This is a genomic window from Carboxylicivirga longa, assembly GCF_050589825.1.
GTDB classification, from domain to species: Bacteria; Bacteroidota; Bacteroidia; order Bacteroidales; family Marinilabiliaceae; genus Carboxylicivirga; species Carboxylicivirga longa.
In genome coordinates, this window is sequence record NZ_JBNGOZ010000006.1 from 87,647 (window position 1) to 104,310 (window position 16,664).

At 44.1% G+C, this 16,664-nt stretch carries 7 protein-coding genes; 3 read left to right on the top strand and 4 right to left on the bottom strand.

Annotated elements, in window-relative coordinates:
• Positions 1 to 130: 130 nt before the first annotated feature.
• Positions 131 to 1,894 carry an aspartate--tRNA ligase gene (gene aspS, locus ACRD7A_RS07015; RefSeq protein WP_430810424.1) on the bottom strand — a complete coding sequence of 588 codons (1,764 nt, stop codon included), beginning with the start codon at positions 1,892 to 1,894 and terminating at the stop codon, positions 131 to 133.
• A gap of 189 nt (positions 1,895 to 2,083) precedes the next feature.
• Here aspS and ACRD7A_RS07020 point away from each other — a divergent pair, with 189 nt between their 5' ends.
• Together ACRD7A_RS07020 and ACRD7A_RS07025 are read left to right on the top strand one after the other, a co-directional pair.
• Positions 2,084 to 2,530, top strand: a complete 447-nt coding sequence (locus tag ACRD7A_RS07020; protein ID WP_430810425.1) for a nucleoside deaminase — start codon at positions 2,084 to 2,086, stop codon at positions 2,528 to 2,530.
• Positions 2,531 to 2,723: 193 nt separating this feature from the next.
• A complete protein-coding gene (locus tag ACRD7A_RS07025; RefSeq protein ID WP_430810426.1) occupies positions 2,724 to 3,080 on the top strand; it encodes a response regulator in 357 nt (118 codons plus the stop codon).
• A gap of 246 nt (positions 3,081 to 3,326) precedes the next feature.
• On the opposite strand, the gene ACRD7A_RS07030 is transcribed toward ACRD7A_RS07025, so the two are convergent.
• Both ACRD7A_RS07030 and ACRD7A_RS07035 read right to left on the bottom strand, forming a co-directional pair.
• Positions 3,327 to 11,606, bottom strand: a complete 8,280-nt coding sequence (locus ACRD7A_RS07030) for a DUF8693 domain-containing protein (RefSeq protein WP_430810427.1) — start codon at positions 11,604 to 11,606, stop codon at positions 3,327 to 3,329.
• A gap of 1,696 nt (positions 11,607 to 13,302) precedes the next feature.
• Complete coding sequence (locus tag ACRD7A_RS07035) at positions 13,303 to 14,397, bottom strand: FAS1-like dehydratase domain-containing protein (protein WP_430810428.1); 1,095 nt, start codon at positions 14,395 to 14,397, stop codon at positions 13,303 to 13,305.
• 425 nt (positions 14,398 to 14,822) lie between these two features.
• Between ACRD7A_RS07035 and ACRD7A_RS07040 the strand changes: the two genes are divergently transcribed.
• Positions 14,823 to 15,668, top strand: a complete 846-nt coding sequence (locus ACRD7A_RS07040; protein WP_430810429.1) for an SDR family NAD(P)-dependent oxidoreductase — start codon at positions 14,823 to 14,825, stop codon at positions 15,666 to 15,668.
• Between the two features lie 13 nt (positions 15,669 to 15,681).
• Here the strand turns inward: ACRD7A_RS07040 and amrS are convergent, their stop codons facing one another.
• Positions 15,682 to 16,662 (bottom strand): AmmeMemoRadiSam system radical SAM enzyme, encoded by a 981-nt coding sequence (gene amrS / locus ACRD7A_RS07045; RefSeq protein ID WP_430810430.1) that lies wholly within the window; start codon positions 16,660 to 16,662, stop codon positions 15,682 to 15,684.
• Between the last annotated feature and the right edge of the window lie 2 nt (positions 16,663 to 16,664).

Genomic DNA, 16,664 nt, shown 5'->3' on the forward strand with positions numbered 1-16,664 from the left:
TCGTCATTTCTTAATGAAAAATAAACAAGGATCGCATCTTTAAAGCGTATTGCTTATAAAGATGCGATCCTTGTTTTTAATAGAAATGGGGCACCTGAACAGATGCCCCATTTCCTTTGAGAATATATATTTATTGTTCTTTCTCTTTCATATTCAATGCGATTTGCAGATCATCGAGCTGCTCCACTGCCACCGGCGATGGCGAATCAATCATCACGTCGCGTCCCGAATTATTCTTTGGGAAAGCAATCACATCGCGGATGGAGTCCAAACCGGCAAATAAAGATACCAATCGGTCGAAACCAAAGGCCACACCACCGTGGGGAGGCGCTCCGTATTTAAAGGCATTCATTAGGAAACCAAACTGACTCTCTGCCTCTTCCTCGGTGAAGCCCAGTAATTTAAACATCTTCTGCTGTAGCTCATCGTTAAAGATACGCACTGATCCACCACCAATCTCAACACCGTTAATTACCAGGTCATAAGCATTGGCACGTACCTCTCCAGGTGCCGTATCCAACTTGTCCATGTCCTCTTGCTTGGGCGACGTAAACGGATGATGCATGGCGTAGAAACGTTCTGTATCCTCATCCCACTCCAATAAGGGGAAATCAACCACCCAAAGGGGCGAGAATTTATTCTTATCGCGCAAGCCCATTTGACTACCCATCTCCAAACGCAGCTCGCACAGTGCGTTCAGTGTTTTATTAAGGGCACCGGCCAATATCAGTACCAAATCCCCATCCTTGGCATTGAATTGCTCACCCAGCGTCTTCAGTTCCTCAGGCGAGAAAAACTTATCGATGGATGACTTAACAGAGCCATCGGCATTGTATTTAATATAGATAAGACCACCGGCCCCAATCTGCGGCTTTTTAACAAAATCAGTTAGCTTATCCAGCTGCTTACGCGTGTAAGACGCACATCCTTCAGCACAGATACCCCCAACATACTCAGCTTCGCTAAACAGCTTAAAAGACGAGTCTTTAACCGTGTTGGTAATATCCACAAACTTCATATCAAAACGCGTATCGGGCTTATCCGATCCGTAGTATTTCATGGCATCGGCGTATGACAAGCGCGGGAATTCACCCTTAATATCCACCTTCTTGATGGTTTTGAAAAGATGCTTGGTCATGCCCTCAAAAGTATTAAGGATATCTTCCTGCTCCACAAATGACATCTCGCAGTCTATCTGTGTAAATTCAGGCTGACGATCGGCACGCAAATCCTCATCGCGGAAGCATTTCACAATCTGAAAATAACGATCAAATCCACTGACCATCAACAGTTGCTTAAACACTTGAGGCGACTGCGGCAATGCATAGAATTGCCCTGGGTTCATACGCGAGGGCACAATAAAGTCGCGGGCTCCTTCGGGCGTAGACTTAATTAATACAGGCGTCTCTGTCTCAATAAAATCCTCATTATTCAGATAGTTACGCACCTCAAAGCCAATCTTATGACGCAGTATCAGATTCTCGCGCACCGGGTTACGACGCAAGTCGAGGTAACGATATTTCATGCGCAGCTCATCTCCACCATCCGTCTCATCCTCAATGGTAAACGGCGGCAACTCCGATGCATTTAAAATAGACAGCTCATCTACGAGTATTTCAATATCACCCGTTGGCATCTTACTATTCTTGTTGCTGCGTTCGGCAACCTGCCCTTTTACCTGTATCACATACTCGCGGCCCAGCTCAGCAGTTTGTTCGCAAAGTGCCTTATGTGTTTCTTCGTTAAATACCAGCTGGGTGATTCCATATCGGTCTCTCAGGTCGATGAAGGTCATGCCTCCCAGGTTTCTTATTTTTTGCACCCAGCCACTCAGCGTAACGCTCTGACTGATATGCTCACTTCTTAATTCTCCGCACGTATGTGTCCTATACATTGTAATTAGCTATTTATCGTTGCCAGTTGGCAAATGTATGCAACGATATTGACGTTTAAAATTATCTTTGCGAAAATAGTAAGAAAAGTATTTAAAAAAGGTGTGTAATGCTTAGAAATTTGCATTTTAATACCCCTTAATCCACCGTGATTTTTGTCAACTAAATCAGCAACTACTTAAATAATAAGCATGGGTGAAATAAATTTTTCTGACCAGTATTTTATGAAGCAGGCCTACACCGAAGCACAAAAGGCCGAAGAGAAAAACGAAGTGCCGGTAGGTGCTGTGGTAGTGTGCCGGAATCAGATTATCGCACGGGCTCATAACCTCACCGAAACGCTCAACGATGTAACGGCCCATGCCGAGATGCTGGCCATCACGTCTGCTGCTGAGCACTTAGGCGGAAAATACCTGAACGAATGCACCCTGTATGTCACCCTGGAGCCCTGTGTAATGTGTGCCGGGGCGCTTAACTGGTCGCAGATAAGTCGTATTGTCTATGGTGCACCGGATGAAAAACGTGGCTTTGCACGCTGCGAACCACCACTGCTGCATCCCCGCACGGAAGTGTCATCAGGTATAATGAAGGACGAGTGTCAGGCCATCATTAAGGATTTTTTCCGGCAAAAAAGATGAACTATCATCAAAAAGTCAAGCACAAAGCCTATTATGGCCGATAATTATGACTAATAATTGATTTCTCAGGATAAACTCAACGTTTTTGAGGATTAAAAAAAATCCGCCATCCACCTATATATCAATTCATTACATTATTAGCCAAGGGGTTTATTCCGTATCTTTACGTTGGAAACCTTTCAAACGTATAATAATGAAAAAAATATTGATTGTAGACGATGCAGCAGACAGCCGTTTAATTTTAAAAGGAATGTTAAAAAACTATGATGTGGAGGTATGTGAGGCCAACGACGGCATTGAGGGATGGAAGAAGATTGTCGCCGAGCAACCCGATCTCATATTGCTGGATCTGCACATGCCCCATAAAGATGGCTTTTCTATACTGGAGGACCTGGAGGAAGAATGGATGGGCATCCCTGTGGTGGTGGTATCGGGCGATACCGAGGACGAAACCATCAACGCCTGTGAGTACTTTGGTGCCAAAGCATTTCTAAAAAAGCCACTGGTGCTGGAGGAGTTCAAAGAAGCCATTAAGGTTTTACCACTATAGAGGTTGTTGCTAGGTGTTAGCTGTTAGCTACTAGCTCTTTGGTATTAGCTGCTAGTTATTAGGAACTAACGCCTAACACCCATAAACCACAGACTATATAGATTGCTTCCCTGCGTGAAGCTTTAATATTGATTGTATTAATAGATAGCAGGCCTACGAGGCTGTGCATCGCGCTTCGATAACATTTGCATCAATAAAAAATCCCGACTGTTATAGCCGGGATTTTTTATTCATCGCATCTCAATGTTATTGTATCATCACCTTCTGCTGATAACTATCTGTGTCGCTGTTAACTTTTACAATGTAGATAGCCGGCTTAAGGTTCAATGGTTGGGTAAAGACATCACCCCTAAAGGCTTCACTCATTACCAGGGCACCCGATACGGTGTAAACACTTACCTGCTTCTCGGGGCTATCCCATCCACAGTTCACCACCAGCTTAGCGCCTTCCTCCACATACACCGCCACAGACGATGCATCATCATGATCCTCAATATCGGTGGGCACTTCCACCTCGGCAGTTTTAAAATGCAGCACGAAGCGATCCTCGTACGTTCCCTTCTCAGTATTAAAGGTATAAACAGTCTCTGCTTTCATGGTGGTCATCACACCAGTGTGACGGTCTTCCAGCACCAGCTCATAATCTTCGGTCAAAGTCTCAAGACCTTTAATGTATAAATGATGCTCTCCAGCCTTGCTCCAGATACCCAGTGGCTGACTGAACTCACCGCTTAGCTCAGGCAGCACATTAATCACCGCCCGCTCATCATCCACCAAAGAATAAAGGTAGCTCATTGGGTTGTTTTCAAAACGCTGCTTTGAATCCAAGCGCGTAAAAGCCACATCACCATCGGGACGCAGGGCAATCACCGCCTCGTCGGCCTCGCCGCTCTCATTGCGCAGCTGCAAACGCAACACGTTCTGCTCACCTGCCGATGCGGACTTGAGCGATGACTTGTTGGGATCGTGCATACGGTTAGCTGCTTTCATGTAAACCGGCTCTCCGCCTTTTCCTGCTTCTGTTTGAATATAGAAAGCCTGGTTGGGGGCCAGTATGCCATTAAAATTGTTCTTGGGCGATGCAATTTTACTATCCACATTATAGGTATGGAAAAACTTATCGCTGTTGCGGGTTGACTCAGTGACATAAACCGTACCGGCAGTGTTTACAAAATCAGCAGGATCCGCATCCTTTAAGGAATAGTATGCCGGGTACGGATTGGCCATAATCTGCCAGTCGTAAGTGGCACTTTCCTGCAAAGGACGTGAATACCCAGCTTCATTATTAAGCTTACCCGTATGCACCACCTCAGCCTTTGGATCGCGCACCTTAAAAAGATAACCCTTTAACTCATTTTGATCCTCCAAAGGATAGCTCGCTACCTCATTGGATATTTTGCGGAATGTTTTGTCATCCAGCAGATCATAGAGCACGTAGTCGTTATTCTGTGGGTCACGAATCTTTTCATAACTGCTCATCAAAGGATTGGTAATCCCATGACCGATGAACCACCAGCGGATATTGTCGTAAGTCCACTTAAAAGTGATATCACCAACCACATTGGCATTTGCCGGAACAGCATCAACGTTTGCCTTGGTAATTAAGGAAGCCGGCTGTTTGTTGGTATTTAACACGAGCATATATCCATATGTGGTCAGTTTTCCGTTAACCGTTAATTGCCCACCCGGGTAAATTTTAAGGCTGTCGCTATGATTAATCGTTAATTCATTCACCTGTGCCACCTGAGTCGTATTTTTTATATACGGTGCTGTACCACTCTGTGCAATAGTCACAATCGAACTGGCATCCGGCACTTTATTATCGCTCCAATTAGAGGCATTAAACCAGTCGCCATCAGCACCGCCTGTCCATGTGGCTAAAGGAATGCTAATCGTGCCAAAAGTCAGGTACCTGCTTGTACCGCCGGAAAAACTCAAGGCATTGGTAAAGCTTACATTTTTGTCCGTTGTATTAATTGAATAGGGGTTAAGTGGCCGGTCTATTTGTTCCCAACTGTTATTCCAGTTAACCACCCTAAAGTTAGCATCGGGCGTTACTCCACTTGCATCATCCCAACGCAGCGTCATATTTGCGGCGCTACCTGTATTGGGTGCAATTACCTGCCAGTATTCGTTATGACTAACAAATTCAAGGGGTGAAGTTTTGATATCAGGATCTTTACCATCAGCCAAAGGGTTGGCATTTCGGTAACGCACGCCCCAAACTCCGCCTGAATTAGCATCCACACTCAGCTCCGTCCGGGCACAGCGAGCTGCATCACCAACAGGGAAAACAAAACTTTGATCATTATTAATCCATTTCCTCAACGGACCTTCCACGTAACTTGTGGCCCCACCTCCAATAACGGCAGAAGTTGATGTATTAGTAATGGTTAAGCTACCACCGGATTTGGTGCTTAATACCCCATTATCTAAATTCAACACATTCGACACCTCCATATTATTCAACAAAGTAACACCGGTTGAATTCTTGATGGTAAGATCATACAGAGCTCCTCCGCCTGCCGTTGTAAAATCAACTGTTCCACTTACTGTTTGATGTGAAGCACCATTCAATATCAGCAAACCACTGCGCCCATTGTAACTACCTCCACTGAAGCTTATATCTCCGGAGACGTAAAGGGCTTTATTATGTTCGTTAATTACAGCGGGACCATTCAGTGTCCAATCACCCAGTAGTTGCAAATCCTGTTGCGCGAACCTTCGTGTTCCACTTCCACTAAACACCAGATTATTCACCGCCGTAATTTCACCCAATATCTCATAATCCGTATTCGTTCCGGCAAATTCCAGTGTTCCGCCGCTAGCTGAGAAAAACTCATCATAAACACCGGCAGGAATATCACCGGATTGAACCTTGATGGTCCCTGTTCCAGAGACGGCTCCCAGTCGGTGACCAAAAGTGTTTCCTGTAATTATTATCCCGTTTGCTGCTATATCTGTTCTGTAGGCAGCCATAAAATTAGCATTCATGACCACAGGCCTGTCGATATATGCCAGGCTGCCTCTGGGGCCACCATTCGGTCCCTCGCCTTGCATATCAATATCACCGGTGGCTGGATTGTATGGTTTCCAGGTAGTTTTTTCGTCCCAATGACCATTATCAGTCACAGTAATATAAGCTGCTAACTGATCGGGAATGGCATCATCCTCATCACTACTTTGATCATCGCCAGCCACTCCGGCGGTATAATCCCCATCTATTTCGTTATCATCAACTCTTGCGCCATTTTTCCCAAACACAAAGGTCAATTCAGTCGTTGATTCATCAAAATAATCTGCATCTTCAAACTTGTTCCATTCAACCTCACCCAGCAAAATACGGGCGGTTATATAATCACCGGGCCTGTTTCCATCCGATACCCAAACATCTGTGGCATAGCCCTGCATCACAAAATCCGCTTCAAACTCATTAATCCCCTCTGCATCAAGCGTCCAGTTATACTGCAGAACATTTTCAACATCATTAAAGGCTGTTACGGGACGATTCACAATGGCTGATACCGGCTCATCGGCTGCTTTCACCAGGATCGAACCTGTATTATTTCCATTATTATACACATTAGCAGTGACGGGGGTATACTTTCCTAATGAGCCAATGGGATAAATAAAGTTGTAAGTACTTCCGGACACTTTTGGAAAAACCTTTTTAATTCCATTATCAGTAAATGATAAGTTTGTCTGAATCATATTGGAATTAGAAAAGGGGTTAACCGCCTCAATAATGGCATTTTCACCAAAAACCAACAGATTGCATCCAATATCAAAAACACCATCCACCATTACCAGCTTATCGGTAAATCCAATTTCCCTAGATTGTGTGGGCAACACCACGCCTTTGTTATTGTCAATAGTCAATCGACCAAACATCCCTGTACCCGATAGTTCCTGAATATCGGCGGTACCATTCATCACGATACCCCAGCTGGCATCACTACTTAAAGTAGTAGCGTTATTCACAACATTACCCTGCACGTTCAGGTTGTTTGCACCAGTGCTTAAAGTGCCTGACAAGAGACTTAAACTATTAGCCACATCAATGGTAGAGGCCAAATTAAGGGTGTTGGCTGTAGTCCGTTTTACAAGATTGTAAAAAGTGGTTATACCCGTAATGGTTTGATCGTTGGTACCATCAAAATAAGTGGTATTGTTATTTGCAGTATAGGTTCCGGCATTGGTAAAGTCACCCTTTATGCTCACATCCAATCCCGCTGCATCCAGCTCAGCACCAGCTCCAATGGTCAGACTCTCCTGCAAGCTAAGCGGCACCACCATAAGCGTTGCCTTGGGAGCATTGTGCGCATTGATCACTAAATTATTAAAAGGCTTCGCGGCATAGATCCCTACTTCCTGATTGGCCGGCGTATTCGTATCGCTGCCAATCACGAAACCACTGCCGGTGCCCAAGGTCGCTGTTCCCGGATCGAAGCAAAGACTGCGGTAACCAGCACCATGGCCGCGAGCGATAGTTATTTTTGCACCGGCTGCCTGGGTAAAGGAACTACCGGCACCCATAATTTCGAATAAACCGCGAGAAGTATTCCCGGCTTCGTTCATCCCAACAATCACTGTATCGCTTGCTGCATTTTGACTAAAGCTTAACAAGCCCACATCGGTTTTTAATGAACGGCGTATTTGTGAGCCCACATAGAGTTGAGAATTATTACCAATCCAAATGGAGGCATCGCCCGACGATGAATACTCGATGTAGTTATCGGTGAAACTATTGGATCCCTGGTTACAATTGACAGTTCCATTATTATCAACAATCAACGATCCATCTAACCAGATACCGGTATTGGAGGCATCACCACCCACTTTTACCGTGGCACCATCCACCTTTAGGGTAGTTCCGGAGGGAATAAGGAAATCGTTACCACCGGTGGTTAAGTTGATGTTGATATTACTGCTTTGCAAGTGACATTCACCGGATGTCAAAATTAAGTTTTTTACCGGATCACTGGCATCTTCCGGAAGCGTAAAACCTTTTTGAAAAAGCACATTTTGACCAAGCGGTTTATTGATTTCAATTTTATAGAATTCACTTTTTTCATTGGTTGCACCAGCCTTATCAAAAATTGCCGATTGTAAACCATTAAAGTGCACAATGGCACCAGCATCTGCTTCTGCCAATTGAATAGAGCCTGTTCCCTGCACAATATTGCCATTTAAGTTTACATGATGCTCAACCGTTGTGCCTGCTGCCACGTTAAAGGTACCTGTTCCACTAAAAGTAAGGTTGCCATCAATATCCATTATCCGTGACTTACCGGTTGGTAAGGTTAAGGTTCCGGTATTGATGTCAACATCACCACTAATCGATACGTCACCATTGGCATCTCCACTAATATTAAAGGTGGCATCATCGACAAAGAGGTTGCCATTAATTGTTAAGTCAATATCTCCGGTGGTCTTTGTTCCTGTACCTGTGATGTGGAGGTTGGGGTAAACCTCCTGACTTGATGGTAGAGTAGTAATGTCAGTAGAACCATAATATTCAAAAATAGCCGTTCCTGAAGAAACAAAATTACCATAGTCCGCATCCGGGATAGTTCCGGTTGCAGTTCGGAAAGTGCCATCTCCTTTAATGATTATAAAATTATGCCCGGTAGTAGTGCCAATATCTAAAGTTCCTCCTGCTTTAATTTCAATTTGCGCGGCACTTCGTCCATCTACATTTGTCGATACCTTATGACCACTTTCTATAATGACAATATCATTTATTCCGGGCGTTGCATCATGCGACCATGTACTATTTGAATCCCAGTTACCAGTATTAACACTATAAAAACTCCTGACATTGACAAATGGATTATAACCAGTAGAATTACCTTCTACAGCAGCTGTAAATTCACCCCCAATATAACCACCTGCATTAGCAAACTCGAGACGACTGATTTTTCGATTTCCCCGAGCATGTTCAAACCATTCCCCTTTGTTTTGCCGATAAAAATAAAATTTTCTCCAAGGTCCCGCGTCCACTTCTTTGTAATAATCAAAAAACAAAGAAACATCACCATCAATTATATTTTCAAAACCTGTTTTAAAGGTTCGCCAATAAAAATCCAAAACACCATATAGAAAATCAGGATTAGATGCAGGATGCGCTCCTTTCACAGGTGCTACAGCAAAGGTGCCCAAAACATTCTTTGCATTATTAATCTGAAAGGTAGCTGGTGTATATTTATTACCACTCTCATACACACCGACAGGATAAAGAACAGAGCCAGTAGGGCTCAATGAAAACTTGTAGTTAAGACCTTTATCGGATACCTGGCCTCTGGTTTTTATCATCTTGCTATTTCCAAACCCGCTTCCGGCAATGGGTTCGTTTACCGTCATCCGGTATTTACCAATGTCCATAATACCGGAAGTAAGAGTAAAATAATCAAATGCCACATTACTTGACAAAGAGGCTCCGTCAGCATCATTCAATTCAACGTGACCCATGGTATAATTCTCAGAGGTACTGCTCAGAACATGTCCTCCACCCCCAGATAAAACCAGTTTCCCAGCGGTAATCGTATTAGTAGTTATATTTCCTTTATCCACCGAAATATTACCGCCAACAGAAATGGCCTTATCGTTAAGATCTAAATTTCCTTTAGTTATCGTTAAATTTCCACTTATTGTTATCACTCGCTCACCCAGAGTAACCGTTTGCGCTTCTGACTCTTTGTTTAATTCGAGGGTGCTAAAATTAACATCACCATTCACAAGAGAGGGGTTAGCCCCTATAAAACGCGTTGTATTGGTACCCGTTGTATAGTTACCATCATTGGTAAAAGCACCTCCAATTTCCAGCGTTTTGTCAGCTGCATTCAAGGTGGTACTGGCTTCGATGGTAAGATCGTTTAATATGGTCAGTTTGCTTTGCAGAATAACTTCCTGCGAACCTCCAATAGTCGAGTTTGTTAGCTTAAGATTATTAAAGGGTGCAGTAGAGTTGATATGAAACTCAGCTCCTGCTCCCAAAGTAGGTGTTTGAATTTCAATGGTACCGCCAGTCACATTGTAGTTACCCAATGTCGAGCCAATGTCAATGCCATTGGTGGTGGCCGTATTTACAGCATCGATGATAATCTGTCCGCCACTCATTGCAAAATAGTCATCACTGCCCGGCAAGGCAAATATGGCAGAAATGCCACGTCCATCTGCCAAGGCATTGAGGTGCATAGTTCCGCCTGACTGAATATAGCTAAATTTACCGCTGGCATCTCCTTGCTTCAACTGGGTGGCATATACATCTCCACCGGTTAATTCCAGCGTTCCGGGGTTATCGGCATTACTAAAATAGGTAATACCACCTGTGCCCTCCGGTACAGTAAATGAACCTGCCGACACTTTAAGTTTTCCGGAAACGGTGATGCCACGCCAGCCACCACCCGACTCGTGCGTGGCTACCGTGGCGCCATTAATCCACAACTGTGCTGTAGATGGGATGTGAAACTCATTGGGCGCAGCCCCATCTCGGTTAGCTCCCAACTGAGGGATATTAATATTGGATTCTAATTTTAAAGTACCGGAATTCAGCACCAAAGCCAGACGCTCCCAACCTGCCAAGCCATCAGAACCTTCAATACCTGCTGTACCACTGATGGAACCAAAGAGCTTAAAATTGTTGGCATTATTGGCATTCACTATCAGTGTGTAAGTCCGGTCGCTTCCCTTATTGAGGAACATGCGATAAAGCGTAGTCACACCGTTACATACTAAGTCATTATCGGAGTTACCAGTGAAATTAACATTCACAGCACCCGTAGTGGCCGCAGCATACTGGTTAGCGTTAGAGAGCACAACGCTTCCGAAGTTTTTAAAATCACCCGAAGCATTAATACGATGAATAGCATTTCCGGTACCTACAGATATTTTACCCGCAGCATTTACAGTGATGTCATCGGTCACATCCAGGGTTAAAGCTGTGGTGCTGCTATTATCGTTAATTTGCAATGTTCCTTGCAAGATCGTTAGCTTACCGTTAAGCTCTAGGTTATTTAACAAAGTTACGGTTTGATTGGCATTGGTATTTACCTCAAGATTATAGAAGGTATCAGTACCACCCGAGCCATAGGTAAATGAGTTGCCTTCGAACACCACGGTTCCTTCCCCCTTACCTTTACTTATAAAATGCGATGCATCTGTCACCGTTGGAAAGTTATTTCCCTGGATATAAATCTTACCGCTTCCACGAAGAGTATTGATTTTATGCCCTGTAGTGGCACCCAACTTAAGGCTACCTCCATCAATGGTTAAAGTACCTAAATCCAAAGTTATAGCCGGGTCAGTTACCTGCACCGCCACCACCTTACCGGTTTTAATCACCACGTTATCACCGGCCGAAGGCACAGCACTGCCTACCGGGATGGCTCCGGCGGGATCCTTGGTCCATATATCCGGGTTATCCCAATCTCCACTTGCCAATGTGTACCAGGTATCCTGAGCCTGTGCAAGCCCTGAAATAGTTAATAATAAACTTAATACTAAGAAGAAGTAAGTATGTTTCATCAATTCAAATTTTCTTATTCATTGTTCCCCAACGGCACTTTTTTCTTTTTACCAAAGACCTTATACGCACCTTCTGTAATAGGTTACGTTATCTACGCACTTGAAACCAAGTTATTAGGAAATTTTACACCTGCCAAAATACCTTCAATAACCGCCTATTCAGCGCGCACAAAGAAATACAGCCCCTGTTTAATCCCCAACATTTTTTGACGATTTGTGCGAAATTTTCCACTAAAAAATTCGAAAAACCTAAGCTCCACATGCCACAAAATATCAAGTAGTCGTTTATGTGCACCTGGCTCTTCCAAAATTGCTTGTAAGTCCTGCCAAAAAAATAACGCTTTCCTAACAAGTAAGTGCGTTGGATTGTTTTTGAAGGTAGTTGTTAGCTGGTAGGGATTAGGTGTTAGAGGATAGAAACTGGCGTTTACGAGTATCTAAGGAACAGTTCTTTATAAGCATCTTGCAGAGGAGAACCGTTCCTTTCAATCCCCCTGAAACACTTAGCTTGTAACAAGCGGGTAACCGGTCCCCCTTTTCAAAGGTGGACAAGATATTGTTTTAGTGATACAGTCGATATTAAAGTAATAGGTACAGCTTCACGAAGGGGCACAATCTGCGGTAATTTGCGTAATCTGCGGTTAACTTTTTATTCAACCCGCCCTGGGGTTGTTTTATGTACTTGACTTATCCCACGGGTTAAAACTCATGGTTATTCACTGTCAACCCCTTTCGCGGTTTTAAACGATTAATTAGAAGCTAAAGACTTCGCTTGTATGCACAAAGGGAACAGTTCTTTAAGCATCTTGCAGTGGAGAACCGTTCCTTTCAATCCCCCTGAAACATTTAGCCTGCAACAAGCGGATAACTGGTCCCCCTTTTCAAAGGTGGACAAGATCTTTTTTATTGATACAATCGATTTTAAGGTAAGAAGCACAGCTTCTCGAAGGGAAGCTATCTATATTAATCTGCGTAATCTGCGGACAGAACCGTTCCATAAATCAATTCACTATTCAATCCCCCTGAAACATTTAGCTTGTAACAAGCGGATAACCGGTCCCCCTTTTCAAAGGTGGACAAGATCTTTTTTATTGATACAATCGATTTTAAAGTAAGAAGCACAGCTTCTCGAAGGGAAGCTATCTATATTAATCTGCGTAATCCGCGGACAGAACCGTTCCATAAATCAATTCACTATTCAATCCCCCTAAAACACTTAGCTTGTAACAAGCGGGTAACCGGTCCCCCTTTTCAAAGGTGGACAAGATCTTGTTTTATTGATACAGTCGATATTAAAGTAAGAAGCACAGCTTCACGAAGGGAAGCTATCTTTATTAATCTGCGTAATCCGCGGACAGAACCGTTCCATAAATCAATTCACTATTCAATCCCCCTGAAACATTTAGCTTGCAACAAGCGGGTAACTGGTCCCCCTTTTCAAAGGTGGACAAGTTCTTTTTTATTGATACAATCGATTTTAAAGTAAGAAGCACAGCTTCTCGAAGGGAAGCTATCTATATTAATCTGCGGTTAACTTTTTATTCAACCAGCTTTGGGGTTGTTCTATGTACCTGACTTATCACACGGGTTTTAACCCGTGGTTATTCACTGTCAACCCCTTCGGGGTTAGGGGTTAGCTGGTTGGTGTTAGATACTAGGAACTAACACCTAAGAGCTAAGAGCTAAAAACTTACGCTTACTCAACCTTACGCAGTGCCTTCCAGTCGGTCACACAGCATATCTTACCTTTCAGGGCAGGGCATTTTTGCTCCAATATCTTTTCTACTTCAGCAGGTCTGTCCAGTCCATTAAACAGCTCAAGTGGAAAGTCAGCATCGCGCAGCTCGGGCTCTGTATCCACGTTACGCAATCCGAAGGTACGCACCTCTAATTCTTCAAAGCCGGGCATGATCTGCCGATTGCTCTTAACATAACTAAAGGCACCTAAACGATCTTCAGCCACCACCGGCACCACATGAAAAGCCCGATCGACTTGTGGGAGCAACAACTGCCTGAACTCTCGACTTGCCATACCCAGCACCATGGCTACCACCATACCTCCCGATATAATAATCTCACCAGGCTTATAGCGTTGATAATTGAAATGTATGGGGTGCGTATTCTTGAAATAAGTGGCCCAGAAAAGATTCTCACTCTTCCCAACAGGGCGCACAAAAGGATGTAATATCAAGTCGCCACTCTTAAAATCTTTGATCTTATTTTCAATATTGATGCCCCTTACGCGCGCCAGTATCTTCTCTTTAAAATGATGATTCTTAAGACTTCCTTCCCAGGGCATACCCGATGATTCAATAACATTGATGGGCGGAAACAAGGTGATACGCTCCAGCGTAAAGACCGCCTCGCCCCGCTGATTGGACAGCAGATGTTCCGACTCCACAATACTATAATTACCATTGGATGTGGCTCGTACATCTTTTATGCGTATAGCACAAGAGAAGGTATCACCTGCAAAAGCAGGATTGAGATAAAGCGCATTGCGTATCTCGAGATGCAGGAGGCTGGAGTGTGCAAAGTTCTCCACCCCCAGGCTCAGTGTCAGATTCATTAAAAAACCATAGGGCAGAAACATCTCATGGAAACCCAGTATGCCGGCAAATTCACGACTATTCTCAGGATAGGAAGAAGTGGGCATCAATCCACTCCACAAACTATGTACCGACTCGTCGGCGGTGATGTTAAAATGACTGATGATTTCCTGGCCTATCGCTACCCGATTAATGTCCAGACCATAATTAACTGTTTTGTTTGGCTTAAGATATCCTTGCATGGTTTAATGTTTATGACCTTCAAAAATACAGCTTTTAATTGAACAAAGGGCACGTCAGACAAGGCATAGCGCCATAAAAGTACATTTTGCTTTCAATCCCCCAACATAATCCTCTCATCGCTTTCAATTTTTAAACACTAACGCCAACAACCTTTAAGATGCTAAGTACCCTAACCAAAAAGCAATGCATCTTAAACACTGATGGACACCCCTTTTGATGATTTATATAACAAAATGGCTCGATACTATGAAGAAAATAACAATAAAAACCAGGCAGAATATTGAATGCACGGCTTTATACTCCAAATAAGTAGTTTTAAGCACAAAAGCAGGAATCAAACACACTAAATACTATATTTGTTAATTACATGAAGTATTACACCCTAACTCGAATCAGTTAAAAAAACAAATATTCTTATTAAGATATGACAAGCCTAACTGAAAAAACAGCGATTATCACGGGCCCTACCAGTGGTATCGGCCGTAGCTTTGCCCTCCATCTGGCAAAAAAAGGATACCGTCTGCTGCTGATTGCCCGTCGCGAAGATAAACTGAGTGAACTGTGCCGTTACGTAGAGCAGCACTACAATACGAAAGCATCCTACCTACGTGCCGATCTGGCGGAAGAGGCTTCCATCGCCATGGTTGAGAAGGAGCTATCGCAATTACCCTCCGTTGACCTACTCATCAATAACGCAGGCTTTGGCGTAGCCGGACATTTTGGCGAAATACCCTTACAAGAGCAGATGAACATGGTTAATGTACATATCTCAAGTACTCTGCGCTTTACCTACGCTGTGCTGCCCGCCATGAAAAAACAACGCAGGGGTGCCATCATCAATGTGGCCTCGCTTAGCGCTTTTATGGTACTTCCAGGCAATGTGATGTATGCTACCACCAAGGCTGCCATGATTCGTTTCTCGCAGACACTACAGACAGAGCTACAGTACTACAATATACGCGTTCAGGCCCTGAGTCCCGGTTTCACACGCACCGATTTCCATGCTTCCATACCGCGTCGCAGCGAGTATATGCAGGATATCCCTAAATGGTTATGGATATCGCCGGAGGAAGTTGTAAAAGCCTCGCTAATCAACCTGAAAGGACGGCGCGTGATATGCATCCCCGGCATCATTAATAAGACATTGTACCACATCAATAAGAATAAGGTAATAGCGCTGTTGATGCGTAAAATGGTGGGACACCGCCTGAAACCCTTAACCAAACACAATAAAGCTGTTGTGGATCACGAGGCAGCCACCACATCATAAATTCAAACTTTGATCAATACTTATAAACCCCCTCCGGCGCCCTACCACACTGGGAACATAGACCATTCTCAAGTTTTGAAGTGATGCGGTAAGCCTGCCGCTGTATCAACACAGCCTTACAGTGGCGACAATAACTGTGTGAATACTTACTACTGCCTATATTGCCCACATATACATAGTGCATACCCGCTGTAAGCGCCGCCTCAGCAGTGCCAAGCAGTTGTTCTAAAGGCGTTGAGGCAATGCCCATAAGACGATGGTTGGGCACAAAACGGTTCAGGTGTAAAGGTACCTGTGAAAAACCATTTTTGACCAGCCAGGCAAAGAATTTCTGCAGGGATTCCTCAGCATCACTGTAACCGGGTATCAGCAGATAAGTTATCTCCAGCCAAACATCGGACATCATTAAACGTAATAAATTATTTAATACGGGCTGCAGCCTTATGCCCGATAAGCGCCGACAGACTCCTTCATCAAAACTCTTAATATCAATGTTGGCAGCATCTAGAAAAGGGATCAGTGCAGCCAGTGGCTTGGGATTGATATAGGCAGCTGAGACCAGTAAATTCTTCAGTCCTGCCTGACGAGCCAGTCGTGCCGTGTCCAACATATAATCATAGTAGGCTACCGGATCGGTATAAGTATAGGCAATGGAAGCACAAGACTTGCTGAGCGCTTGCTCAACCGCTGCGGCCGGAGCCAAAGGAATACTATCAATATCAGAAGGGGCATGCTGCGATATTTCATGATTCTGACAATTTAAGCAGCGCAGGTTACAGCCCGCCATGGCTATGGACAGGCATTGTGTACCGGGCAAAAAGTGATAGAGCGGCTTCTTCTCCACCGGATCCACATGCAAGGCACACGCCTTTCCGTAAGCCGTGCTTATCAGCTGCCCGTCGTTATGTGTGCGTGTACGACAGATACCCGTTTGACCCGGCTGCAAACGACAACCATGGGGGCATAGCTCACAAACTACACATCCCTTCTCCATCC